The sequence below is a fragment of the Pedococcus sp. P2_E5 genome (assembly GCF_056403895.1).
In genome coordinates this window covers 1-24,139 of the sequence record NZ_JBFUEP010000057.1, presented here as the reverse complement: position 1 = coordinate 24,139, position 24,139 = coordinate 1, and the positions used below count along the sequence as shown (strand labels likewise).

Annotated in this window: 23 protein-coding genes; 10 read left to right on the top strand and 13 right to left on the bottom strand. The window is 70.3% G+C overall.

Annotated elements, in window-relative coordinates:
- Nucleotides 1-179 precede the first annotated feature (179 nt).
- Nucleotides 180-827 carry a TetR/AcrR family transcriptional regulator gene (locus AC1DVZ_RS17180; RefSeq protein ID WP_477619410.1) on the top strand — a complete coding sequence of 216 codons (648 nt, stop codon included), beginning with the start codon at nt 180-182 and terminating at the stop codon, nt 825-827.
- Between the two features lie 168 nt (nt 828-995).
- The gene (locus tag AC1DVZ_RS17175; protein ID WP_477619409.1) at nt 996-1,871 is read left to right on the top strand and encodes an alpha/beta hydrolase; all 876 of its coding nucleotides are present in this window, start codon (nt 996-998) and stop codon (nt 1,869-1,871) included.
- On the opposite strand, the gene AC1DVZ_RS17170 is transcribed toward AC1DVZ_RS17175, so the two are convergent.
- The 11 genes from AC1DVZ_RS17170 to AC1DVZ_RS17120 all read right to left on the bottom strand — a co-directional run bounded on the left by AC1DVZ_RS17170 (nt 1,852) and on the right by AC1DVZ_RS17120 (nt 14,568).
- Nucleotides 1,852-3,141: a thymidine phosphorylase gene (locus tag AC1DVZ_RS17170; protein ID WP_477619408.1), complete on the bottom strand. Its 1,290-nt coding sequence runs from the start codon at nt 3,139-3,141 to the stop codon at nt 1,852-1,854. The two genes, AC1DVZ_RS17175 and AC1DVZ_RS17170, sit on opposite strands and share 20 nt — an antisense overlap.
- A gap of 102 nt (nt 3,142-3,243) precedes the next feature.
- Complete coding sequence (locus tag AC1DVZ_RS17165; RefSeq protein ID WP_477619407.1) at nt 3,244-4,149, bottom strand: hypothetical protein; 906 nt, start codon at nt 4,147-4,149, stop codon at nt 3,244-3,246.
- 66 nt (nt 4,150-4,215) lie between these two features.
- Nucleotides 4,216-4,614, bottom strand: coding sequence for a cytidine deaminase (locus tag AC1DVZ_RS17160; protein WP_477619411.1), 399 nt, complete (start codon nt 4,612-4,614; stop codon nt 4,216-4,218).
- 84 nt (nt 4,615-4,698) lie between these two features.
- A complete protein-coding gene (locus AC1DVZ_RS17155) occupies nt 4,699-5,964 on the bottom strand; it encodes an ABC transporter permease (RefSeq protein WP_477619406.1) in 1,266 nt (421 codons plus the stop codon).
- Entirely contained in the window at nt 5,961-7,079 is a 1,119-nt protein-coding gene (locus AC1DVZ_RS17150) for an ABC transporter permease (protein WP_477619405.1), read from the bottom strand. The genes AC1DVZ_RS17155 and AC1DVZ_RS17150 overlap by 4 nt, the downstream gene beginning before the upstream one ends.
- Nucleotides 7,076-8,542 (bottom strand): ABC transporter ATP-binding protein, encoded by a 1,467-nt coding sequence (locus tag AC1DVZ_RS17145; RefSeq protein ID WP_477619404.1) that lies wholly within the window; start codon nt 8,540-8,542, stop codon nt 7,076-7,078. The genes AC1DVZ_RS17150 and AC1DVZ_RS17145 overlap by 4 nt, the downstream gene beginning before the upstream one ends.
- A 264-nt stretch (nt 8,543-8,806) precedes the next feature.
- A complete protein-coding gene (locus AC1DVZ_RS17140) occupies nt 8,807-9,856 on the bottom strand; it encodes a BMP family lipoprotein (protein ID WP_477619403.1) in 1,050 nt (349 codons plus the stop codon).
- Nucleotides 9,857-10,003: 147 nt separating this feature from the next.
- On the bottom strand, nt 10,004-11,218 hold the full coding sequence (locus AC1DVZ_RS17135; protein ID WP_477619402.1) for an amidohydrolase: 1,215 nt from the start codon (nt 11,216-11,218) through the stop codon (nt 10,004-10,006).
- A gap of 238 nt (nt 11,219-11,456) precedes the next feature.
- Nucleotides 11,457-12,227, bottom strand: a complete 771-nt coding sequence (locus AC1DVZ_RS17130) for a hypothetical protein (RefSeq protein WP_477619401.1) — start codon at nt 12,225-12,227, stop codon at nt 11,457-11,459.
- Nucleotides 12,228-12,403: 176 nt separating this feature from the next.
- The gene (locus AC1DVZ_RS17125; protein WP_477619400.1) at nt 12,404-14,071 is read right to left on the bottom strand and encodes an acyl-CoA mutase large subunit family protein; all 1,668 of its coding nucleotides are present in this window, start codon (nt 14,069-14,071) and stop codon (nt 12,404-12,406) included.
- 14 nt (nt 14,072-14,085) lie between these two features.
- Nucleotides 14,086-14,568 carry a GbsR/MarR family transcriptional regulator gene (locus AC1DVZ_RS17120; RefSeq protein ID WP_477619399.1) on the bottom strand — a complete coding sequence of 161 codons (483 nt, stop codon included), beginning with the start codon at nt 14,566-14,568 and terminating at the stop codon, nt 14,086-14,088.
- Nucleotides 14,569-14,621: 53 nt separating this feature from the next.
- On the opposite strand from AC1DVZ_RS17120, the gene AC1DVZ_RS17115 reads away from it, so the two are divergent.
- Complete coding sequence (locus tag AC1DVZ_RS17115; RefSeq protein WP_477619398.1) at nt 14,622-15,587, top strand: ABC transporter ATP-binding protein; 966 nt, start codon at nt 14,622-14,624, stop codon at nt 15,585-15,587.
- Nucleotides 15,584-17,173, top strand: a complete 1,590-nt coding sequence (locus tag AC1DVZ_RS17110; RefSeq protein WP_477619397.1) for an ABC transporter permease — start codon at nt 15,584-15,586, stop codon at nt 17,171-17,173. The genes AC1DVZ_RS17115 and AC1DVZ_RS17110 overlap by 4 nt, the downstream gene beginning before the upstream one ends.
- 106 nt (nt 17,174-17,279) lie before the next feature.
- Here AC1DVZ_RS17110 and AC1DVZ_RS17105 read toward each other — a convergent pair whose 3' ends face one another.
- Nucleotides 17,280-18,389 (bottom strand): mannose-1-phosphate guanylyltransferase, encoded by a 1,110-nt coding sequence (locus tag AC1DVZ_RS17105; protein WP_477619396.1) that lies wholly within the window; start codon nt 18,387-18,389, stop codon nt 17,280-17,282.
- Between the two features lie 101 nt (nt 18,390-18,490).
- On the opposite strand from AC1DVZ_RS17105, the gene AC1DVZ_RS17100 reads away from it, so the two are divergent.
- The 5 genes from AC1DVZ_RS17100 to AC1DVZ_RS17080 all read left to right on the top strand — a co-directional run bounded on the left by AC1DVZ_RS17100 (nt 18,491) and on the right by AC1DVZ_RS17080 (nt 23,269).
- Nucleotides 18,491-19,633, top strand: a complete 1,143-nt coding sequence (locus AC1DVZ_RS17100; protein ID WP_477619395.1) for a glycosyltransferase family 4 protein — start codon at nt 18,491-18,493, stop codon at nt 19,631-19,633.
- Nucleotides 19,634-19,818: 185 nt separating this feature from the next.
- Nucleotides 19,819-20,196 (top strand): succinate dehydrogenase, cytochrome b556 subunit, encoded by a 378-nt coding sequence (gene sdhC / locus AC1DVZ_RS17095; protein WP_477619394.1) that lies wholly within the window; start codon nt 19,819-19,821, stop codon nt 20,194-20,196.
- Between the two features lie 16 nt (nt 20,197-20,212).
- The gene (locus tag AC1DVZ_RS17090; RefSeq protein WP_477619393.1) at nt 20,213-20,683 is read left to right on the top strand and encodes a succinate dehydrogenase hydrophobic membrane anchor subunit; all 471 of its coding nucleotides are present in this window, start codon (nt 20,213-20,215) and stop codon (nt 20,681-20,683) included.
- Between the two features lie 28 nt (nt 20,684-20,711).
- Entirely contained in the window at nt 20,712-22,487 is a 1,776-nt protein-coding gene (sdhA, locus tag AC1DVZ_RS17085; RefSeq protein ID WP_477619392.1) for a succinate dehydrogenase flavoprotein subunit, read from the top strand.
- A complete protein-coding gene (locus tag AC1DVZ_RS17080) occupies nt 22,487-23,269 on the top strand; it encodes a succinate dehydrogenase iron-sulfur subunit (RefSeq protein WP_477619391.1) in 783 nt (260 codons plus the stop codon). Before sdhA ends, AC1DVZ_RS17080 begins: the two co-directional genes overlap by 1 nt.
- Here the strand turns inward: AC1DVZ_RS17080 and AC1DVZ_RS17075 are convergent.
- Nucleotides 23,253-23,492, bottom strand: a complete 240-nt coding sequence (locus tag AC1DVZ_RS17075; protein ID WP_477619390.1) for a hypothetical protein — start codon at nt 23,490-23,492, stop codon at nt 23,253-23,255. The genes AC1DVZ_RS17080 and AC1DVZ_RS17075 overlap by 17 nt on opposite strands.
- Between AC1DVZ_RS17075 and AC1DVZ_RS17070 the strand changes: the two genes are divergently transcribed.
- Nucleotides 23,491-24,139: D-alanyl-D-alanine carboxypeptidase family protein (locus AC1DVZ_RS17070; RefSeq protein ID WP_477619389.1), on the top strand; the 649-nt coding region annotated here is incomplete at its 3' end. The genes AC1DVZ_RS17075 and AC1DVZ_RS17070 overlap by 2 nt on opposite strands.

Sequence of the window (24,139 nt, the reverse complement as noted above, 5' to 3'; positions counted from 1 at the left end):
ACGCAGTCGATGCCGGCATCGTCAAGTACTTCGTCTGCACCCTGAACAAGGTCCCCGCGGGCACGGCGTGAGCTTCTCGCCACCCGGCTGACGCATGGGCGGCCGGGGCGGCGGGGCGGCCGGGCACGATCGTTCGCACAGTGCTTGCCAAGTGCGAACGGTCGTGCTTTTATTGGACCGTGAGCAAGGGAGACGAGACGCGCGACTCGGTGCTTCGCGTGGCGCTGGCACAGTCGAGCCAGGTCGGCCTGCGCGGCATCACGATCGGCGGCCTCGCCGACGCGATGGACATGTCCAAGAGCGGACTGTTCGCGCACTTCGGGTCCAAGGAGGGGCTGCAGTCCGCCGTGATGGACTACGCGGCCGAGGCGTTCACCCAGCTCGTCATCCGCCCGGCCCTGAAGGAACCCCGCGGCGAGCCGCGGCTCCGCACCCTCTTCGACCGGTGGCTCGGCTGGGGCGGGTATGCCGACTACGCGCTGCCCGGCGGGTGCATCTTCATCTCCGTGGCGAGCGAGTTCGACGACGCACCCGACGGCCCGGTGCGCAGCAAGGTCGTCCAGACGGAGCGAGACCTGCTCGACACCATCGAGACGATCGTCCGCGGCGGCATGACCGAGGGTCAGTTCCGCGAGTCGACCGACCCGGCGGCCTTCGCCCACGACCTGCTCGCCATCGTCCTCGGCTACAACTTCTCGGCACGCCTGCTCCACGACCCGGCGGCCGCCCGCCGGGCCCAGGACGCCTTCGACCGGTTGCTCGACCACATCCGCGACTCATCCCCAGCCCGCTCATCCGCTGATCCCAGCCCGCCCATCCGCGACTGATCCCCATCCCCCCAGGAGGTTCCACTCATGTCGATTGAAAAAAGCACGATCGATCGTTTCATTGTCCTGCCCCGCGCAACCCCTGTCGGTGCCTCCCGGACCGCCCCGACGACGGTCCGGACCGCCCCGAGGAAGCTCGGCGCCGCCGCGCCGGCGACGGGCCTCCCCGTGTCACCCGCCCTGAGGAGGCTGTTCGCACTGCTCGAGCAGCAGTCCCCCGCCCTCGGCGGACTGCTGGCCGAGCGCCTGTGGTTCCGGCTGCCGGCCGCCCCGTCGGCGGCGGCGCGCGCGGCCCGCACTCCGCGCGGCGGTGAGGCCTTCGAGGTGCAGTGGACCCACGGCACCGTCCGCGGCCGGGTCTACGGCCAGTGGGGCAACCCGACGGCATACCTCGTGCACGGCTGGGGCGGCTGGTGGCAGCAGCTCGGCGCCCACGTGGAGCCACTGGTGGCCCGCGGCCTGTGCGTCGTGGCGTTCGACGCCCCGAGCCACGGCGACTCCGGGCCCGGGGTCCACGGCGGTCGTTCGACCACGTTCCTGGAGATGGCCGAGGCACTGGCAGCGGTGGTGGGCGAGTTCGGCAGGCCCACGGTCGTGGTGGCCCACTCCGCCGGCGGCCTCGCAGCGGTCCACGCCCTCGGGCTGGGGGTGCAGCCCGACTCCCTCGTGCTCGTCGCCCCACCCGACGGTGTCGAGGCGATGCTGCCTGTCTTCGCCGCCGCCCTCGGAGTCGGTCCCCGGTCCCAGCAGGTGATGGTGGGCCGTGCCGAACGTCGGGTGGGCACGCCCGTGGCCGAGCTCGACCTCCTCACCATGGCGGCAGGACACCCGTCGCTGCCGCACCTGCTCGTGGTCCACGACCGCGGCGACCTGGAGGCACCACTCGCCGGCGGCGTGCGCGTCACCAAGGCGTGGCACGACGCGCGCCTCATGGTCACCGAGGGACTCGGTCACCGCCGGGTGCTGTGGAACCCCGACGTCGTCGAGCGGGTGACGACCTTCGCGGTGGCGTCCGCCGAACGGGTCAGGAGATCTTCTCGATGACCAGCGGCAGCAGGTCCGGTCGCGACCCTTCGGGAGCGATGGTGAACGCGCCGTCGAGCGACTCCAGGGCCCGCTCGAACCGCTCGGGGGTGTCGGTGTGCAGCGTCAGCAGGCGGTCGCCTCCCCTCACGGTGGCGCCCGGCTTGTAGTGCATCACCACGCCGGCACCGGCCTGCACCGGGTCCTCCTTGCGCGCCCGACCGGCACCGAGGCGCCAGGCAGCCACACCGATCTTGAGGGCGTCGAGCTCGGTGAGCACGCCGTCGGCCGGGACGAGCACGTCGTGGCTCTCCTTCGCGACGGGCAGCGTCGCGTCGGGGTCGCCGCCCTGGGCCCGGATCATCGCCTTCCAGGCATCCATGGCACGGCCGTCCTTGAGCGCGTCGGCGGGGTCGACGTCACCGCGGCCGGCGCAGGCGAGCATCTCGCGGGCCAGGGCGAGGGTCAGCTCGATGACGTCCTCGGGGCCGCCACCCGCCAGCACCTCCACCGACTCGCGAACCTCGATGGCGTTGCCGGCCGTGAGGCCGAGCGGGACCTGCATGTTGGTGAGCATCGCGACGGTCTTGACTCCCGCATCGGTGCCGAGGTCGACCATGGTGCGCGCGAGCTCGCGGGCGTCCTCGACGTTCTTCATGAACGCGCCGCTGCCCACCTTCACGTCGAGCACGAGCGCGCCCGTGCCCTCGGCGATCTTCTTGCTCATGATCGAGGAGGCGATGAGCGGGATGGCCTCCACGGTGCCGGTGACGTCGCGCAGGGCGTAGAGCTTCTTGTCGGCGGGGGCCAGCCCGTCGCCCGCCGCGCAGATGACGGCGCCGACGTCCTCGAGCTGCTGCATCATCTGCTCGTTGCTCATGGCCGCCCGCCAGCCCGGAATCGACTCGAGCTTGTCGAGGGTGYCCCCGGTGTGCCCGAGCCCGCGGCCGGACAGCTGCGGCACGGCCACGCCGCACGCCGCCACGAGTGGCGCCAGCGGCAGGGTGATCTTGTCACCCACCCCACCGGTCGAGTGCTTGTCCGCCRTCGGGCGCGACAGGCCGGAGAAGTCCATCCGCTCGCCGCTGTTGATCATCGCGCCGGTCCAGCGTGAGATCTCGCGACGGTTCATGCCGTTGAGCAGGATCGCCATGGCCAGGCTCGACATCTGCTCGTCGGCGACGGCCCCGCGCGTGTAGGCGTCGATGACCCAGTCGATCTGCCCGTCCGACAGCTCGCCCTTGCCCCGCTTGGCGATGATGACGTCGACGGCATCGAAGGCTTCACTCATGGAGCCATCGTGTCAGACCCGTGACCGCCTCGACCATCCGTGGCGCGGGTGGCACGTTTCGACCCCGGACGGGGCGCTGCGGGTCGATTCGTGGCTTCGGCGTCACACGTTGCCGAAGTGCAGGCGCCACTCGTCAGACGTGACAGCGCCTCGTATGCCGCGGCTCGCCATCGCCTCGACCACGCGCTCAACGGTCCGGCCGGGTTCGCGGTAGATGCCCTTGGCCAGCACCACGACGATCCGCCAGTCATCGCGGTCCAGGTCCTCGCGCCGCTCGACATCACGCTCCCACTGCCGGTCCGACTCCGCGTGCTGGCGTCCGTCGTACTCGATGGCCAACCGCTGGTCGGGGTAGGACAGGTCGTAGCGCCGCACCCACCGCCCCGACTCGTCGTACTCGATGTGGTTGACCACCGGCTCCGGCAGCCCGGCCAGGACCAGCAACATCCGCAGTCGGCTCTCCATCGGCGAGTCCACCCCGGACCGCACCAGTCCGGCCGCCCGACAGGCGATGGGATGGTGCCGACCTGCCCTCCCCTTCGCAGCAGTCACCAGGGCGCCAGGCGACGTCCGGCGACGCCGGACCAGGGAGTCGCCCAGCACCACGAGGTCGACCAGGTCGAGGTGCCGGGCCAGGTCCACGAAGGTGTCCTCCGCCGTCGTGATCGGCAGGCCCCGCATCGTGGCCCTCGCCCGCGAGTTGACCTTGCTGGACTCGATCCCCGGCACCCGCATCCGCCCCTCAGGCAGCCGCGGGTGGATGCGGGCGTCTCGCGGCACGACGCCGCCGAGGAGCTCGGCCGCGGTCGGGCCCGCGAGCAGAGCACCCGCCGGCGCGAGCCGCAGCGCGGCACGGGCGCGCAGGCGAGTGTCGACCGGGACATCGGATGCGACATAGACACTGGTGAACAGGCGTCGGAAACCGGGACCTCGCAAGCGCCGGTCGGTCAGACCTGCCGCCAGGGCTTCGGCACGGGTGAAGGGGCTCCGCGGGTCGAGTGACGTCATCTGCCCACGGTGGCGCATCCGGCGACCGGTCTCGGCGCTCATCCACAGGGGCGACGACCTGTGAGGTCAGGCGGGGTGGCGCGCTGCGGTCAGGGTGTCGGGGCCGAACGCCTGGGGCAGTACCTCGCGCATCGGCAGCACACCCTCGGGAGTCAGCAGGAGGCAGTCGGGGCCGCCGTTCTCCCAGAGCAGCTGGCGGCAGCGCCCACACGGCATGAGCGGTTCGCCGTCGCCACCCACGCAGGACACGGCCACGAGCCGCCCACCTCCGGTCGCGTGCAGCTCCGAGACCATGCCGCACTCGGCGCACAGGCCCACGCCGTAGGCAGCGTTCTCGACGTTGCACCCGGCGACGACCCGACCGTCGTCGACGATCCCGGCGACGCCGACGGGGAAGTTCGAGTAGGGCGCGTAGGCCTTGCCCATGATCTCGATCGCCTTGGCACGCAAGGCTTCCCAGTCCACGTCCTCCGGAGCGGGAGGTGCGGTATGCCGCGCGGCCGGCTCCGCGGCATACCCCTCCTGCTGCGTCCCGGGGTCAGGGCACACCTAGTGGCCCTCGCCCTTGCGATAGATCTGGCCGTCGGCCGCGGGCATTCGCAACCGTTGCGACGCGAAGGCCAGCACGAGCAGTGTGGTGACGTAGGGGGTGGTGCCGGTGAGCTCGGCGGGCACGGCGTCGGCGGCGAAGTACCACCAGCCGACGAGGACGCCGACGACGATGGCCAGGACGCCCTGCACCATCCGCTGGTTGCGCACGATCTGCCACACCCCGACGGCCACGAGGAGCACCGCGAACAGGAGCAGGAACGCGTGCACGGTCGCTCCACCGCGCAGCTGGACGGCGTCGGTGTAGCCGAACAGCGCCGCACCGGTGAGCAGGCCACCGGGTCGCCAGTTGCCGAAGATCATGGCGGCGAGGCCGATGTAGCCACGTCCGCCGGTCTGTCCGTCGCGGTAGATGCTCGCGGCAACCAGCGCCAGGAACCCACCGCCCAGGCCGGCGAGCCCACCGGAGACGATGACGGCGAGGAACTTGTAGCGCATCACGTTGACGCCGAGCGACTCTGCCGCGACAGGCGACTCACCCACCGAGCGCAGCCGCAGGCCGAACGCCGAACGCCACAGGACCCACCAGGTCCCGACGAACAACACCACCGCGAGGATGGTCAGGATCGACACGTCGGTGCACAGTGCGCGCAGGACGGCGGCGACGTCGCTGACGAAGAACCAGTCCTTCTTCTCCACCGTGCCGAGCCCGCTGGACACCCCGGGAAGGGTGAAGTCCGGCAGGGACCCGACCTGCGGCGACTGCGTCGGACCACCTCCGGGCAGGCCGTTGAAGAACCGGGCGGCAAGGTACTTCGCGACGCCGAGTCCGATGATGTTGATGGCGACACCCGACACGATGTGGTCGACCCCGAACGTCACTGTGGCGGTCGCGTGGATCAGGCCGCCGAGCATGCCCATGGCGATCGCGCCGAGGACGCCGGCCCACGGACCCATGTGGTAGCCGAAGAACCCGGCCCCCCACGTGCCCAGGATCATCATGCCCTCGAGGCCGATGTTGACCACGCCCGCCCGCTCGGACCAGAGGCCACCGAGACCGGCCAGCCCGATCGGGACGGCCAGTCCGATGGCGGCAGCCAGGGCGCCGGACGACGCGATGTCGTCGGCACCGGTGACCAGTCGCAATACCGAGATCACGGCGATCGCACCGATGGCCACGATGGACCACTCGCGGATGCCGAACCGGCGCCGCTTCTGACGGTCCGGGACGGCCTTGGTGCCGACTTCGAGTCCGGCGGCGCTCATGCCGGGGCTCCTTCCGTGGCGTGGGCGGCTTGTCGCTGGGCGGCGAGCTCACGGGCGACGCGGGTCTGCTCGATGCGCTTGTCGGCCCGGCGGATCAGCTCGTAGGCGATGACGACGGCGAACAGGATCACGCCCTGGATGATGTTGACGAGCTCCTGGGCGACGTCCGCCTGGATCTGCAGGGCGTTGGACTGCACGTCGAGGAACGCCCACAGGAGGGACGCGAAGGCGATGCCGACCGCGTTGTTGCGCCCCAGCAGGGCGATGGCGATGCCGGCGAAGCCGAGTCCGGACTGGAACGTCGTGCCGTAGTTGTGGTCCTGCCCGAACAGCAGCGGCATCCCGACGAGTCCCGCCAGCGCGCCCGAGGCGATCATCGCGGTCATCACCATCCGCGGGACCTTCACGCCGCTGGCGACCGCTGCGCTCTCGGAGCGACCGGTCGCGCGCAGGTCGAAGCCGAACCGCGTCCTGCCGAGCACGAACCAGTAGAGGAACCCCACCAGCAGGGCCAGGACCAACAGCGTGTAGACGCGGTTGGTGGCGCCGGGGATGAGCAGGAAGCCCTCGAGCTGCGAGTCCTCCGGGATGGTCTTGGTCTCGATGCTGTTGGAGCCCGGCCTGGGGTCGGCGATCTTCACCAGGAGCCAGCTCACGACCCCGGTGGCGATGGCGTTGAGCATGATCGTGGAGATCACCTCGGAGACACCGCGCTTCACCTTCAGGTATGCCGCGATGCTGGCCCACAGCCCACCGGCCAGCATCGCGACGGCGATGGACACGATGATGTTGAGCCACCCCGGAAGCCAGCCCTGGCCCGCGAAGATCGCGGCCGCGAAGACCGCGACGCGGTACTGGCCGTCGACGCCGATGTTGAACAGGTTCATCCGGAACCCGACGGCGACCGCGATCGCTGACAGGTAGAAGACCGAGGCGGCGTTGATGATGTTGACGCTCTGGCGCGGCTTCGGCACGGCGAGGATGGTCTTCCAGACCTCCCACACCGGGTCGCCGACGGCCACCAGCACCAGCGAGGTGACGACGAACGCGACGACGAGGGCCAGGACCGGCGCCGCCAGGCTCATCAGGATCCGGCGCACGTTGAGGGACTTCACCGCGACTCCTCCTTCTCGCCGGCACCGGTCATCGCCGCACCGAGGTCCTCGGCCGTCACGCGATCCGGGTCGAAGTCGCCGGACAGCTTGCCGCGCAGGATGACGCGGATGGTGTCGGACAAGCCGATCAGCTCCTCCAGGTCGGCGGAGATGAGGAGCACGGCGAGACCCTCGCGCCGCGCGTCACGGATGAGGTCCCAGATGCTCGACTGGGCGCCCACGTCGACGCCACGAGTCGGGTGGGCGGCGACGAGGACCTTGGGCTTGTGGCTCATCTCGCGGCCGATGATGAGCTTCTGCTGGTTGCCACCGGAGAGCGAGCCCGCGGTGACGAAGATCGAAGGGGTGCGAACGTCGTAGGCCTTGACGATGCGCTCGGTGTCGGCCTTGGCCGCAGCCGCATCGATGAGCTGGCCCTTGACGTTGGGGGCCTCGGTCTGGTGTCCGAGGATGCGGTTCTCCCACAACGGCGCCTCGAGCAGCAGGCCGTGGCGATGCCGGTCCTCGGGGATGTAGCCGACGCCGGCCTCGCGGATCTCACGGGTGTGCCAGTCGGAGATGTCGACGTCGCCGAGGAAGACCTCACCAGAGGTGGGCTCGCGCATGCCCATGATGACCTCGACCAGCTCTGCCTGGCCGTTGCCCTCGACCCCGGCGATGCCGAGCACCTCGCCGGCGTGGATGGTCAGCGAGATGCCGTCGAGGATCGGTCGGCCGGTGCCGCCGCCCAGGACGAGGTCGTCGACCTTGAGCAGGACTCGGTCGGTGACCGTGGACTCCTCGGTGGTCGGGGAGGGCAGCTCCGAGCCGACCATGAGCTCGGCGAGCTGACGTGCGTTCACGGACTTGGGATCGACCGTGTCGATCGTGGTGCCGCGCCGGATCACCGTGATCGAGTCGGCGACCTTGAGCACCTCGTCGAGCTTGTGCGAGATGAAGAGCACCGTGAGCCCCTCGTCCTTGAGCTCCGCGAGCTGGTCGAACAGCTCGTCGACCTCCTGCGGCACGAGGACGGCGGTGGGCTCGTCGAGGATGAGCGTCTTGGCGCCGCGGAACAGCACCTTGAGGATCTCGATCCGCTGGCGCGCGCCGACACCGAGGTCGGCGACCAGCGCGTCGGGGTCGACGTCCAGCTTGTAGGCGTCGGAGATCCGCTTGATCTCACGTCGCGCACCGTCACCGATCCCGTGCAGCTTCTCGGCACCCAGGACGACGTTCTCGAGGACCGTCAGGTTGTCGGCCAGCATGAAGTGCTGGAACACCATGCCGATGCCGGCCGCGATCGCGTCGGACGGGGAGTGCAGGTTGACCAGCTGCCCGTCGATCTTGATGGTGCCCTCGTCCGGGCGCTGCACGCCGTACAGGATCTTCATCAGCGTCGACTTGCCGGCGCCGTTCTCGCCGACGATCGCATGGACCGTGCCGCGTCGCACGGAGAAGGCGATGTCCTTGTTGGCGACCACACCCGGGAAGCGCTTGGTGATCCCCTCGAGCTCGACGGCTGGGACACCACCCTCGGTCGTGGTCTGCGTCAGCGGTGGGGAGGCAGTGATGGTTCACACTCCTGGTCCGGGCCCGCGGCGTCGCGGGCGGGTGGCGCAATTCGGCACCTGTGGCATGGGTCGAGGCGCCCCGTGCTGGGTCGCTCAGGGAAGCACACGGCCCGGGTCAGACGCTACCGCGCCGCCCGGGCCGTGTGTTGCCCACATGCTCGACAAAGGTGGAGATCAGGGGGTGACGGGCACCGTGATCTTCTTGTCGATGATCTGCTTCTTGTAGTCATCGAGCTTGGTCTTGATGTCGTCGACCTGACCACCGGTCGTGGAGTAGTCCACGCCGCCCTTGGCGAGGTCGTAGGTGTTGTTGCCGGTGAGCTCCTTGCCATCGGCCGCCGACTTGATGAAGTCGTAGACCGCGACGTCGACCTTCTTGATCATCGACGTCATGATGACCGAGCGGACGTCCGCCGGGGCCGTCAGGGCCTGGTCGGAGTCGACACCGATGGCGAGCTTGCCGGCAGCCTTGGCAGCCGTGAAGACGCCACCGCCGGAGCCGCCCGCGGCGTGGTAGACCACGTCGGCGCCCTTCTGGAACATGCCGTCGGCAGCAGTCTTGCCCTTGGCCGGGTCATTGAACCCGCCGAAGTCCGGCGGCTGGGTGAGGTACTGCGAGTCGATCTTGATGGCCGGGTTGACGGCCTTCGCCCCGGCGATGAAGCCGGCCTCGAACTTCTTGATCAGACCAACGTTGACGCCACCGACGAAGCCGATGTGGCCCGTCTTGGACTTCAGCGCGGCCGCCGCACCGACGAGGAAGGAACCCTCGTTCTCGGCGAACGTGATCTGGTCGACGTTCGGGCCCTTCGAGTCGTCCGACGCGTCGTCGACGATCGCGAAGTGCACGTCGGGGTTGGCCTTGGCGGCCTTGCCGACCGACTTGGCGTAGGCGAAGCCCACGGCGACGATGTGGGTGTAGCCGGCGTCAGCGAGCTGCTGGAGGCGCTCCTCACGGGCGGCTTCGTTCTCACCGTTGACCGCGGCGGCTTCCTTGGTGTCCACCCCGAGCTCGGTCTTGGCCTTGTCCAGGCCTGCCGCAGCGGCGTCGTTGAACGACTGGTCACCGCGACCGCCGACGTCGTAGGCCATGCCGACCTTGACGTCGCTCTTCTTGCTCGAGCTCGAGCTGGAGCTGGAACCGCTGCCCCCGGCGTTGTCGCCCGAGTCACCACATGCGGCGAGGGTCAGTGCTGCCACCGACATCACCGCGGCAACCTTCATCGTGTGACGCAAGGCTGTCTCCTGTTCTTTGATATGCATGAGGCGCTGTGCTGCGCCACTAGGGCGTGAGGATAGCCCGACGAACTGCCGAGTAACTCAGCCTTGGGGCACTTGGAACACAAACCGTTACCGATCCGCGACTGTCCCTCAACCGGGCTGCGGCGCCCCGACCGGCGTCTTGACCACGCCCGCCACCACCACGCCGGCGAGCAGGCGGGCGCCCTGGACGACCGAGTCGTCGTCGACCACGAGGTCACCCTGGTGGAGGTCGTAGGTGTGACCGCCCGGGGTGCGCGTTCCCAACCGGGCCATGGCACCTGGAACCTGCCGCAGGTACCACGCGAAGTCCTCGCCACCGAGCGACTGCTGCGTTCCCAGGGCCGTCAGGCCCGCACCCTCGGCCGCGGCCCGGAACACCTCGATCGCCTCCGCGTCGTTGACCACGGGCGGCACTCCCTGGACGTGCTCGAGCACTGCCGTCACGGCATACGGGGCCACGATGTGCTCYACCGCCTCGGCGAGGAGGGGTCCGATGGTCGTCCACGCGGCGGCGTCGAGCATCCGCAGGGTGCCGGCGATGGTGCCGCTGGACGGGATCACGTTGGCGGCCTGGCCGGCGTGTACCTCGCCCCACACCAGCGCGAACGCCGTCCGCGGGTCGAGCCGGCGCGACAGGACGGCCGGCAGCTCGGTGACCACCTTGGCGAGTGCGAAGGTGAGGTCCTCGGTGAGGTGGGGGCGCGACGTGTGGCCGCCCCGACCCGCCAGGTGCACCGTCACGCGGTCGGCCGCCGCGGTGATCGCACCGTCGCGCAGGCCCACCGTGCCGACGTCCAGGCTCGGGTCGCAGTGGACGGCGAAGATCGCGTCGACGTCGTCGAGGGCACCCTCGGCCAGCAGGTCGACCGCCCCACCGGGGATGACCTCCTCAGCGGGCTGGAAGAGCAGGCGCACGCCGATCCCCCGCTCTCGAAGGGCCTCCTCGTGGGCCTTGAGGGCCAGTCCGGCACCGAGCATCCCGGCGACGTGGACGTCGTGACCGCAGGCGTGGCAGATGCCCTCGGTGGTCGAGGCCCACGGCAGGCCGGTGCGCTCCCCCACCGGGAGTGCGTCCAGGTCGGCGCGCAGCGCCACCCGGTATGCCGGCTGCTCGGCTCCGAGGTCGGCGATCAGCCCGCTGACAGGCAGGCGGCGCACGGCGACCCCGGCGGCCTCGAGGCGTTCGGCGACCTTGGCGGTTGTGCGCGTCTCGCCGCGCGAGAGCTCCGGGTGCGCGTGCAGGTCGTGCTGCAGGGCGAGGAGCTCGGGGGCGAGGGCGTCGATGGTGGTGCACAGGTCGGCCAGCAGATGGTTGTCGCTCATGTCAGCGGTGACTCTACTCGCGGTCTGGCCCTGCCTCGGCCCGCGATCGCACAGGTCGCGAGTCCTCGAGGGGTCGCGATCGCAGGTCGGTGCCGATCGAGGGGTCGCGATCGCAGGTCGGTGCTGATCGAGGGGTCGCGATCGCAGGTCGCGGAACGCCAGGGGATGCGATCGTGGCCCGTCAACCACTCGGTCAGCCGGGTGAACGACTCGGTCCTCCCCTTCGACACCTCCGGGGTCAGTCGAGGGTGAGGGTCGTGGGGTCGATGCCCAGCAACCGGGCGAGCCTGGTCAGTGCCGTGGCCCGACGAGCCGGCTGGAAGATGTCGGCGGCAAACAGCTCGAGACAACCCCAACCGTCGTCCTCGACGAGCAGACGGCGGCTGTTGTCCGCCACGCGCCGGTTCAGTCCGGCGTGGACCTCGCCCTGGTACTCAGCAACGACCTTCTCCTTCTCCCAGACGAAGTCGCCCGTGGCGATCCACTCTCCGGCCCCGTCGCGGATGTCGTGGTTCRGCGATGGCTCCGGCAGTCCGGCGCGCGCGAAGGCCAGACGAGTCCTGGTCTCCATCGGAGACCAGGACCCGGTGCGGAGCAGTGGAAGAGCCGCTTCCATCGTCCTCTTGCCCCGTGGGCTGACACGTCGGGCCACGGCCCGTTCGAGCTTCTCGACAGAGCCGAGGAGCCGGACGACCTGGTCACCGAGCACGACCAGGTCGTCGAGGTCCAGCAGCGGCGCGCAGTCGCACCACGTGTCGGTCGGATCGGTCACGCGCAGTCCGCGGGCTTCGACCACGGCCCGGGCTTCCAGCCCCCGGTGTCCGCGACAACCGGCACGCCTGATCCTTGTCCGTTCCGATGCTCGCATGACGTGGAGGTCGCCACCCTCGAGTCGGGCGGGTAGGGGCAGTCCACAGATCTCGGCGGCCGTGTGGTGCGAGAAGGCACAGTCCTCCGGCAGGACCAGGGCGTAGGCCCAGGCCCGCTGCACCGTCTCCTCCAGCGACACCGCGCTGCGAACACCGGACGTGGGCCTGTCCAGATCACCTCCGGCAAGCCGGCCACGACCCAGGCCCGCCGCGACCCCTTCGGCCAGGGTGAACGGCTTGGTGGAGAGGTTGAGGGGTCGCGATCAGAGGTTCGCACCCGATCGGAGGGTGCTATCGCGACTCCTCGACTCGGCGGTCAGAAGGTATCGCGGGGGACGTAGAGACCCCAGACGTCGCGCAGCGCGTGGCTGACCTCGCCGCCTGTGGCGCGCAGGCGCAGGGCCTCGCGCATCGGGTAGAGGAGGTTGTCGGTGCCCCGAGCGGCCTCGCGGACGGCCTCGAGGGCCGCGTCGACCGCGTCGTTGTCGCGCTCGGCCCGCAGGGCGGCGAGCCGCTCGCGCTGGTCGTGCTCGATCTGCGGGTCGACCCGGAGCGGCTCGTAGGGCTCTTCCTCGTCGAGGGCGAACCGGTTGAGGCCGACGACGGTGCGCTCCTTGCTGTCGATCTCGAGCGCGATGCGGTAGGCGGACCGTTCGATCTCGGACTTCTGGAAGCCCTGCTCGATCGCCGCGACGGCTCCACCACGGTCCTCGACGGCCCGGATGAGGTCGAGGGCGGCGGCCTCGACGTCGTCGGTCATCGCCTCGACGACGTAGGAGCCGGCGAACGGGTCGACGGTCTTGGTCACGTCGGTCTCGTAGGCGATGACCTGCTGGGTGCGCAGGGCCAGGCGGGCGGCCTTCTGCGTCGGGAGCGCGATGGCCTCGTCGAACGAGTTGGTGTGCAGCGACTGCGTGCCACCGAGCACGGCGCCCAGGCCCTGGAGCGCAACCCGGACGAGGTTGACCTCGGGCTGCTGGGCGGTCAGCTGCACCCCGGCCGTCTGGGTGTGGAACCGCAGCATCTGGCTCTTGGGGTTCTTCGCCCCGAACTCGTCCCGCATGATCCGCGCCCAGATCCGTCGGGCCGCCCGGAACTTCGCGACCTCCTCCAGCAGCGTGGTGCGGGCCACGAAGAAGAACGACAGCCGCGGGGCGAAGTCGTCGACGTCGAGCCCGGCAGCCTGGGCCGCGCGCACGTACTCCTTGGCGTTGGCCAGGGTGAAGGCGATCTCCTGCGCGGGCGTCGCCCCGGCCTCGGCCATGTGGTAGCCGCTGATGGAGATGGTGTTCCAGCGCGGAAGCTCCTTGTGGCAGTAGGCGAAGATGTCGCTGATCAGCCGCAGCGACTCTTTCGGCGGGTAGATGTAGGTGCCGCGCGCGATGTACTCCTTGAGCACGTCGTTCTGGATCGTCCCCGCCAGCCGCGACGCGTCCGCGCCGTTCTCCTCGGCGACCAGCTGGTACATCAGCAGGAGCGTGGCCGCCGGTGCGTTGATCGTCATCGACGTGGACAGGTCGCCCAGGGGCAGGCCGCCGAACAGCGTGCGCATGTCGTCGATCGAGTCGATCGCGACGCCGACCTTGCCGACCTCACCGCTCGAGATCGCCTCGTCGGAGTCGTAGCCCATCTGGGTCGGCAGGTCGAAGGCGACGGACAGCCCGCCCGTGCCGTTGGCCACCAGCTGGTGGTAGCGCTCGTTCGACTCCTTGGCGGTGCCGAACCCGGCGTACTGCCGCATCGTCCACGGCCGCCCGGTGTACATGTTCGGGTAGACACCGCGCGTGTACGGGAACTGCCCGGGCGCCCCGAGCTGGGAGTCCGCGTCGAAGCCCTCGAGGTCGCCCGCGGCATACACCGCCTTGATCGGCAGGTCGGACTCGGATCGTGCGGAGGGGACGTCGGCGGCCATGCGGCCCACGATAGTGAGCCGGTATGCCGCGTGGTCACCACTCGTGGCCCACCTCACCGTGGGCTCGGTCACCTCTGGCTGTGTCGTCAGTAGCCCAGCTCGGCCCGGCGCTTGTCCCATCGCTCGGAGAGCTGGTGCATCTCCTCGGTCACGAACTCCAGGAACGCCACGCTGAGCGCCAGGCGGTCCCCGGCGGTCGTCCCCGGGCCACCGACCTGGTCGACGCCCTCGCGGAGGGACTGGGTGAGCGGGGCGTAGATGTTGGCCGAGTTCATCATGACGTCGTGCCAGGCGTCGTCCGCGACGACGTAGACGTCACGACGACTCCCCTGCTCGCGCTCCCGGTGGATCATCCGCATCTGCTGCAGCGAGCGCACCGCACCCGACACGGATGCGGGGCTGACCGCGAGCACCTCCCCGAGCTCGGCGGCCGTCATCCGGCCGTCGTCGTCGGCCAGCAGCGCGGCGAAGACCCGGGACGGCAGTCGCTGCATCCCCGCCGCGGTCAGGGCAGACCCGAAGCGCTCGACGAAGCGTGACGGGTCCGCGGCGGCCTGGGTGGGGGGCATGGAGATAGTTTAGATCATTCAGAGTTTTCTGAAAACCGTGTATCGTCGGAGACATGACTCCTGTCATCGAGGCCACCGGCCTCATCAAGAAGTTCGGCGCCACGACCGCCCTCGACGGCCTCGACCTCACCGTCAACGAGGGCGAGGTCCACGGCTTCCTGGGCCCCAACGGCGCGGGGAAGTCCACCACCATCCGCATCCTGCTCGGCCTGCTCCGCTCCGACGGTGGCACCGTCACCCTGCTCGGGCTGGACCCGTGGAAGCACGCCACCGAGCTGCACCGACAGCTGGCCTATGTGCCGGGCGACGTCGTCCTGTGGCCCAACCTGACCGGCGGCGAGGTCATCGACCTGCTCGGCCGGCTGCGCGGCGGGATCGACGACGGCAAACGCGACAAGCTGCTCGAGGCGTTCGAGCTCGACCCCACCAAGAAGGGGCGCTCCTACTCCAAGGGCAACCGGCAGAAGGTCGCGCTCGTCGCAGCCCTCGCCTCGGACGTCCCGCTGCTGGTCCTCGACGAACCCACGTCGGGACTGGATCCGTTGATGGAGAAGGTCTTCCAGGACCACCTCAGCCAGGTACGCGCGCAGGGCCGCACGGTCCTCCTCTCCAGCCACATCCTGTCCGAGGTCGAGACGGCGGCCGACCGGGTCAGCATCGTCCGGGCCGGCCGGATCGTCGACTCCGGCACCCTCGCCGACCTGCGGCACCTCACGCGAACGAGCGTGTCCGCGACCCTCGCCAGGCCCGTCGCCCAGACCGAGGCCGCGCGGTGGCCCGGTGTCGACGCCGCGCGGCAGGACCGTGACCGGCTCATGCTGTCCGTCGAGACGAGCGCCGTCGGCGACGTGCTGCAGCGACTCGGCCCACACGGCATACAGGCGCTCACCTGCCAGCCGCCGACCCTCGAGGAGCTGTTCCTCTCGCAGTACCGCGACGCGATCGGCACCGGACGAGAGGGAGAAGCCGAGGCCGGCCAGGACCGCAAGGCCGCCTGGGAGGAGGAGGTGTCGGCATGACGTCACTCGTCGGCACCGGACCGCTCCTGCGCCTGGCCTGGCGACGCGACCGCTGGATCATCGTGGCCAGCGTCCTCGCCCTGGTGGCGACGGCCTACGGCTCGATGGTGGCCACCCTCGACCTCTACCCGACCGACGCCGACGCCGCATCGGGCGCTGCGGTGATGGTCGACAACCCCTCGCTGACCGCGCTCTATGGGCCGCTGCCCTCCGCGACCGCCGCCGGGATCGGCGTGCTCAAGACCGTCATGATGGGCAGCCTCTTCACGGCGTTCCTCGCCTTCGCGATCGTGCGACGGCACACCCGCACTGAGGAGGAGGACGGCCGGTTCGAGCTGGTCGCCGCCGGGGTGGTGGGCCGCCGGGCTCCCCTCGCCGCCGCCGTCGGGCTCGCCGCGACGACGGTGGTCGCCACCGGGCTGCTCTCCGCACTGAGCCTGGTCGCGACCGGCGTCGGGCTGACCGGCTCGCTGGCCCTCGGTGTCGTCGAAGTCGTCGCCGGACTCGTCATGACCGGCATCACCGCCATCGCGGTCCAGCTCACCTCGACCACCCGCGGCGCCGGGGGAATCGCGGTGGGGGCGCTGGGCCTGGCCTTCCTCGTCCGTGCCCTGGCCGACACCGCCCAGGGCAGCGGCCAGGACCTCGTCTGGCTGTCGTTCCTCGGTTGGGCCGAGAAGGTCAGCCCGTTCGGCGCGAACCGCCTGTGGCTGCTCCTGCCTGCCGTCGTCGCCACCGCGGCCCTGCTCATCGTCGCCGACCTCTTGCTCCACCGCCGCGACCTCGGCTCGGGGCTGTGGGCCGCGCGACCGGGTCCCACCCGCGCCTCCGCCGCCCTGGGCACCCCGCTCGGCCTCGCGTGGCGCCTCCAGCGAGGTGCGCTGCTGGGTTGGACCATCGGGTATGCCGTCGTGGGACTGGCCGTGGGCAACATCGCCAAGTCCGTGGACGAGATCGCCAGCAGCCCCGGCGTCGAGGAGATGCTCCGGAAGATGAGCGGCGGGCAGGGCTCCCTGGTCGACGTGTTCTTCGGGACCGAGCTGCGTTTCCTCGCGATCGGGGTGGCTGGCTACGGCATCGCGACGGCGCTGCGCCTGCGGTCCGAGGAGAGCGCGGGGCGCGCCGAGGTCGTGCTGGCCGCTGCCGTGAGCCGGTGGCGGTGGGTCGCCAGCCACGCCCTCATCGCCGCACTGGGCTCGCTCTGGCTGCTCGCCGTGGTGGGAGCCGCCGCAGGGCTGTCCGCCGGCGCCGTCAGCAGCACCGGGGTGGGCGACCTGCTCCCGGCCGCCCTCGCGACGGCCCCCGCCGTGCTCGTCTGCGTGGCCCTGACGGTCCTGCTGTTCGGACTGCTCCCACGGTGGTCGACCCTCGCCTGGGGACTGCTCGCAGTGTTCGTGCTGCTGGGCGAGTTCGGGGCGCTGCTGAGCCTGCCCGACTGGATGCTGGCCCTCTCGCCGTTCGACCACCTGGGCAGCCTTCCCGGCGGCGACGCGAACGCCGGTGGACTGCTCGCGCTGTTGGCCGCGGCGGTCGTGACCGGAGCGCTCGGCTTCGTCCGGTTCCGCCGACGCGACCTCGCCACCTGAGCCCCCCGAGGAACCTTTGCTAGCAAAGGAAACTCGGTGATGGACAGGTTGCAACCTGTCCACGAACGAGCACCCTTTGCTAGCAAAGGTTGCTCGGAGGGGGCGGTCAGAGGAGGTCGGTGCGGCCTTCGGACCGCAGGGCGTCGACGACGGCCTTGACGTCCTGGGCGCGTTCGCGGGACATCACGAGCAGCGCGTCCGGGGTGTCGACCACCACGACGTCGTCGAGGCCGACCAGCGCCACGACCCGGCCGGTTCCCGGCACGACGATGCCTGTGGAGTCGACCACCCGCACAGCAGAGGCGTCGCCGAGGACGCGAACACCCGGCATACCGGCTGCGTCGGTCAGCAGGTCGCCCAGGGAGCTGAAGTCGCCCACGTCGTCCCAACGGAACCCACCCGGCACCATCGCGACCCTGCCCTGCGCGGCAGCGGGTTCGGCAACGGCGTGGTCGATCGCGATCTTCTCGAGCCCCGGCCAGACGTCGTCGAGCCGGCCGGGGTCGGCGGCGAGCGCCCGGACCCCCGCCGCGAGCTCGGGGTGCCACTGCGCCAGCAGGTCGAGCAGCACCGTCGCCTTCACGACGAACATGCCGGCGTTCCACCGGAACCGCCCCGTGGCGAGGTACTCCTCCGCCCGCGCCCGGTCCGGCTTCTCGACGAACTGGCTGACGGCAGTCGCCGGTCCCTCGCCGAGCACCGAAGCCATCTCGATGTAGCCGAATCCCGTTGCGGGGCGGGTGGGTTCGATACCGATGGTGACGACGAAACCCTGCTCCGCCACGCGGACGGCGTCGGCGACGCAGGCGCGGAACGCCTCCTCGTCAGCAATGACGTGGTCGGCCGCGAACGACCCGAGCACCGCGTCGGGGTCGCGCGCCTCGAGCACCGCAGCCGCCCACCCGATCGCCGCCATCGAGTCCCGCGGCGCGGGTTCGGCCAGGAGCTGGTCGGAGGGCAGCTCGGGCAGCTGCTCCCCCACCGCCGCGCGGTGCGAGACGCCGGTGACGACCAGCACCCGCGAGCCGGTCAGCGGGGCGAGCCGGTCCCACGTGGCCTGCAGCAGGGAGCGGCCCGAGCCGGTGAGGTCGTGCAGGAACTTGGGCGACGTAGCGCGCGACAGCGGCCACAGCCTCGTCCCGGCACCCCCGGCGGGGATCACCGCCCAGAAGTGGTCGTTCGTTGGTGCAGCCTCATTCGTCGCCGCCGATGACATGGCCGGAACGCTAGCCCACCCACCAGCCCGTCACCTGCCGCTCACCCGACACACCCCCAACCGTGGCCGTCACCTCACCCGGGGTGCGGACGCTTGGTCGTGTGCGCGTAGCCATCGTCACCGAGTCGTTCCTGCCCTACCTCAACGGGGTCACGACCAGCGTCTGCCGCGTCGCCGAGTGCCTGCGCGACCGTGGCCACGAGGCGCTGATCCTCGCCCCGCGCCCGGCCCCGACCCACTACGCCGGGTATGCCGTCCACGGCCTCGCGTCCGTGCCCGTGCGTCAGTTCCCGGTGGGGCTGCCGATGGGCGGCGAGGTCGAGGCGGCCCTGGCCGACTTCGCGCCGGACGTCGTGCACGTGGCCTCCCCCTTCGTGCTGGGCGCGAGCGCCCTGTCGGCTGCGGCACGGCTCGGGCTCCCGACCGTGGCGATCTACCAGACCGACATGCCCAGCTACATCCGACAGCACGGCCCCGGGGCGGTGGGCCGCGGCGCCGCCCGGGCGGCCTGGCGCTGGATCCGCCGGATGCACGAGATGGCCGACCTGACCCTCGCCCCCTCGTCGGCGACCCTCGCCGAGCTGGAGGCGCACGGCATACCTCGCACCGCGCTCTGGGCCCGTGGCGTGGATGCCGTCCTGTTCAACCCCGGGTGGCGCGCGGACGCCGGCACCCGGGCGCTGCGGCGGTCCCTCGCGCCCCAGGGGCAGGTGCTCCTCGGCTACGTCGGCCGGCTCGCCCCCGAGAAGGAGCTGGCCCGGCTCGCCTCGCTCGCCGGCCTCCCGGGCCTGCGCGTGGTGATCGTGGGCGAAGGCCCCACCCGCGAGGACGACGCCGAGGCCCTCGCCGCCGCAGGCGTCGACGCGGTGTTCCTCGGCCGACGCGAGGGCGACGACCTCGCGAGGGCGTATGCCGCGTTCGACCTCTTCGTGCACACCGGCACCCGGGAGACATTCGGGCAGACCCTGCAGGAGGCCGCGGCGACGGGGCTGCCCGTCATCGCGCCGGCCCGTGGCGGTCCCCTCGACCTCGTCGACCACTCGCGCACGGGACTGCTCTTCGACCCGGACAGCCCCACCGCCCTGCGCGAGGCAGTGGCGCACCTGGCCGGCGACCGCGTGAAGCGGGAGGCCATGGGCGAGGCCGGCCGGCTCCGCGTGGCCCCCCTGAGCTGGGCATCGCTGACCGACCAGCTGCTCGCCCACTACTCCTCGGCCCAGCAGTCCCGGTCCCTCGCCGGCTAGGAGCCTGCCTGGAGTCGGGCTGGGAACCGGGCACGCGGCATACCAGCGGGTAACCGGGCCTGTCTGGTTTCTCACAGGCGGGCCGTTCACGGTCCCGGCGGTCGGGCCGATAACCTGACGGGCGAACTACGGCCCTCGACGCTCGCCGACGACTGCCGTGACACCTGCTTCGAAAGGGACGCGCAGTGGCGCAGGCAGCCAACGGGACCCTCTACCGCGGCCGTGAAGGCATGTGGTCGTGGGTGGCCCACCGCATCAGCGGCGTACTGATCTTCCTCTTCCTGTTCGCGCACGTGCTCGACACGGCGCTGGTGCGGGTCTCCCCTGACTCCTACAACGAGGTGATGGGGGCCTACAAGAACCCCGTCGTCGGGATCGCGGAGGCCGGGCTGGTCGCCGCCGTGATCTTCCACGCGCTCAACGGTCTTCGCATCATCGCGGTCGACTTCTGGGCCAAGGGTCCGAAGTACCAGCGACAGCTCTTCTGGGCGGTCGCCGTCGGTTTCCTCGTGCTGTTCGCGCCCTTCGCGATCCGGCACCTGACCGTCGTGTTCACGCACTGAGAGGCCGGGGGAACCCATGAGCGCCACCACCGAAACCAACTACGTCGCCGGTCCCGACGCCACGTCGGCCAAGAAGTCGCGCTACCGACGGGTCTCCAAGGGCCGCGGCAACTTCGAGCTCTGGTCCTGGGTCTTCATGCGGGGCAGCGGCGTCCTGCTGCTCGTCCTCGTGTTCGGGCACCTGTTCGTCAACCTCATGCTGGGCGAGGGCATCCACGGCATCGACTTCGCCTTCGTCGCCGGCAAGTGGAGCAGCCCGTTCTGGCAGACGTGGGACCTGCTGATGCTGTGGCTCGCGGAGCTGCACGGCTTCAACGGGGTCCGGACGATCATCAACGACTACACCGAGAAGGACCGCACCCGGTGGATCCTCAAGGGCCTGCTGGTCGCGAGCGCCCTGCTCGTCATGGTGCTCGGCACGCTGGTCATCTTCACCTTCGACCCGTGCCTCGACCCGTCCTCCACCCTCTCCGTGTGCGCACGGTGACCCCGGAACCCCAAAGGAAACAGCACTGATGCAGACGCACAAGTACGACGTCGTCATCGTCGGGGCCGGCGGCGCGGGCATGCGTGCCGCGCTCGAGTCGAGCACCCGCACCCGTACGGCGGTGCTGACCAAGCTCTACCCGACCCGCTCCCACACCGGCGCGGCGCAGGGCGGCATGTGCGCCGCCCTCGCCAACGTCGAGGAGGACAACTGGGAGTGGCACACCTTCGACACCGTCAAGGGCGGTGACTACCTCGTCGACCAGGACGCGGCAGAGATCATGTGCCGCGAGGCGATCGACGCTGTCATCGACCTCGAGAAGATGGGCCTGCCGTTCAACCGCACCCCCGAGGGCAAGATCGACCAGCGCCGGTTCGGTGGGCACACGCGCAACCACGGTGAGGCCGCCGTCCGCCGGTCCTGCTTCGCCGCCGACCGCACCGGCCACATGATCCTCCAGACGCTCTACCAGAACTGCGTCAAGCAGGGCGTCGAGTTCTACAACGAGTTCTACGTCCTCGACCTGCTGATGAACACCGGCGCCGACGGCGTGCAGCACACCGCCGGCGTCGTGGCCTACGAGCTCGCCACCGGTGAGCTGCACGTCTTCCAGGCGAAGTCGGTCGTGTTCGCCACGGGTGGCACCGGCAAGGTCTTCAAGACCACGTCCAACGCCCACACCCTCACCGGGGACGGCATGGGCGTCGCCTTCCGGCGCGGAATCCCCTTGGAGGACATGGAGTTCTTCCAGTTCCACCCGACCGGCCTGGCCGGTCTCGGCATCCTCCTGTCCGAGGCCGCCCGCGGCGAGGGCGGCATCCTCCGCAACGCGGACGGCGAGCGGTTCATGGAGCGCTACGCCCCCACCATCAAGGACCTCGCGCCCCGCGACATCGTCGCCCGCTCCATGGCGAACGAGGTCCGTGAAGGCCGTGGCGCCGGCCCCAACAAGGACTACGTCCTGCTCGACCTGACCCACCTCGAGCCGGCCCACATCGACGCCAAGCTGCCCGACATCACCGAGTTCGCCCGCACCTACCTCGGTGTCGAGCCCTACACCGAGCCGGTTCCCGTCTACCCGACTGCGCACTACGCCATGGGCGGTGTGCCGACGAACGTCGAGACCGAGGTGCTGCGCAACAACACCGACATCGTCCCGGGCCTGTTCGCCGCCGGCGAGGTCGCGTGCGTCTCGGTGCACGGCTCCAACCGCCTGGGCACCAACAGCCTCCTCGACATCAACGTCTTCGGGCGCCGGGCCGGCATCGCCGCCGCGGAGTATGCCGCGAACGCACCGTACGTCGACCTGCCCGCCAACCCCTCGACCTTCGTCGAGGCGATGGTGGAGACCATCCGCACCCGCGACAGCGGCGAGCGCGTGGCCGACCTGCGCCGAGCCCTGCAGGAGACGATGGACCGCAACGTCCAGGTCTTCCGCACCGAGGCCTCCATGAAGGAGGCCCTCGGGGTCATCGACGAGCTCAAGGAGCGCTACGCCCACGTCGTCGTCCAGGACAAGGGCAAGCGCTACAACACCGACCTCCTCGAGGCCGTCGAGCTCGGCTTCCTCATCGAGCTGGCCGAGGTCATCACCCTCGGGGCCCTGGCCCGCAAGGAGTCCCGCGGCGGTCACTTCCGTGAGGACTACGAGGCGCGCGACGACGTCAACTTCATGCGCCACACCATGGCCTACCGCGCGCCGGTCACCGACGACGAGCTGGGCCCGAAGTTCGCGGACGAGGTCCGCCTCGACTACAAGCCCGTGACCGTCACCCGCTACCAGCCGATGGAGCGCAAGTACTGATGACCGCCACCACGACCGAGACGACCTCCGCAGGCACGGCTGGAAAGGACGCCCCCAAGTCCGGAGCCGTCCCGTCCTTCACCGTCACCCTGAAGATCTCGCGCTACAACCCCGAGACCGACAGCGAGCCGCACTGGGAGACCTACCAGGTCACCTCGCACGCCACCGACCGCGTCCTCGATGCGCTGCACCAGATCAAGTGGGACCAGGACGGCTCACTGTCGTTCCGCAGGTCCTGCGCCCACGGGGTCTGCGGTTCGGACGCGATGCGGATCAACGGCAAGAACCGGCTCGCGTGCAAGACGCTCATCAAGGACGTCAACCCCGACAAGCCCATCACCGTCGAGCCGATCAAGGGCCTTCCCGTCGAGAAGGACCTCATCGTCGACATGGAGCCGTTCTTCGACGCCTACCGCGAGGTGATGCCGTTCCTCATCACCGAGGGCAACGAGCCGACGCGCGAGCGCATCCAGAGCCAGGCCGACCGCGACCGGTTCGACGACACGACCAAGTGCATCCTGTGCGCCGCCTGCACGACGAGCTGCCCGGTGTTCTGGAACGACGGCCAGTACTTCGGGCCGGCCGCGATCGTCAACGCCCACCGGTTCATCTTCGACACCCGCGACGACGGTGGGGCACAGCGCCTGGAGATCCTGAACGACAAGGAAGGCGTGTGGCGCTGCCGCACGACCTTCAACTGCACGGACGCGTGCCCGCGTGGCATCCAGGTGACGCAGGCGATCCAGGAAGTGAAGCGCGCGCTCCTCACCAGCCGCTTCTGACCTTGGTCGGCACCGCGCTGTCGCGCACACCGGAAAGGGCGCTTGCACACGCTCGTGCGGCAGTCGTGGTCGTGGTCGCGGCGTTGGTGCTCTCGATGGGGGCCGCGGCCCCGGCGTCTGGCGCAGCGAAGCCGACGCCGTCGGTGACGACGAAGGGGCTGCCGACGCCTGCGAGCACCGTCGATCCGCTGGTGTCGGTCGGTGGGCCGCGGCTGGCGTCCATGGGGGTCGTCACGGATCTGCCGGCGGGGGTCCCTGCCCCGCCCATGCTGCGTGACGTGTCGTGGGTGCTGGCCGACCTGGACTCGGGGAAGGTGGTCGCGGCGAAGGCCGCGCACGCCCGGTTGCTCCCGGCCAGCACGCTCAAGGCGCTGACCGCGCTGACCCTCATCCCGCGGGTGCCTGCTGGACGCACGATCGTCGCGACCCAGGCCGATGCCAATGCGGACGGCACCCGCGTCGGGTTGGTGCCCGGGCTGCCCTACACGGCCGGACAGCTGTTCCAGGCGCTGCTCATGGCGTCGGGGAACGACGCCGCCTACTCCCTCAGCGAAGCCGGCGGCGGGCGAGAGGCCACGCTGGCCGCGATGAACGAGCGCGCGGCATACCTCGGAGCGCACGACACGCTGGCCAAGGACCCGTCCGGCCTGGACCGCCCCGGGCAGACGTCGAGCGCCTACGACCTGGCGCTGATCGGGCGGGCAGCGTTGCTGCTCAAGGACTTCCGCACCTACGTCTCGACCAAGCAGGTCGACTTCCCCGGTCGCCTGGACCCCAGGACGAAGAAGCGCGCGACCTACAAGGTCAACAACCACAACAAGCTGCTCTACAACTACGCCGGCACCATCGGCGTCAAGAACGGCTACACCG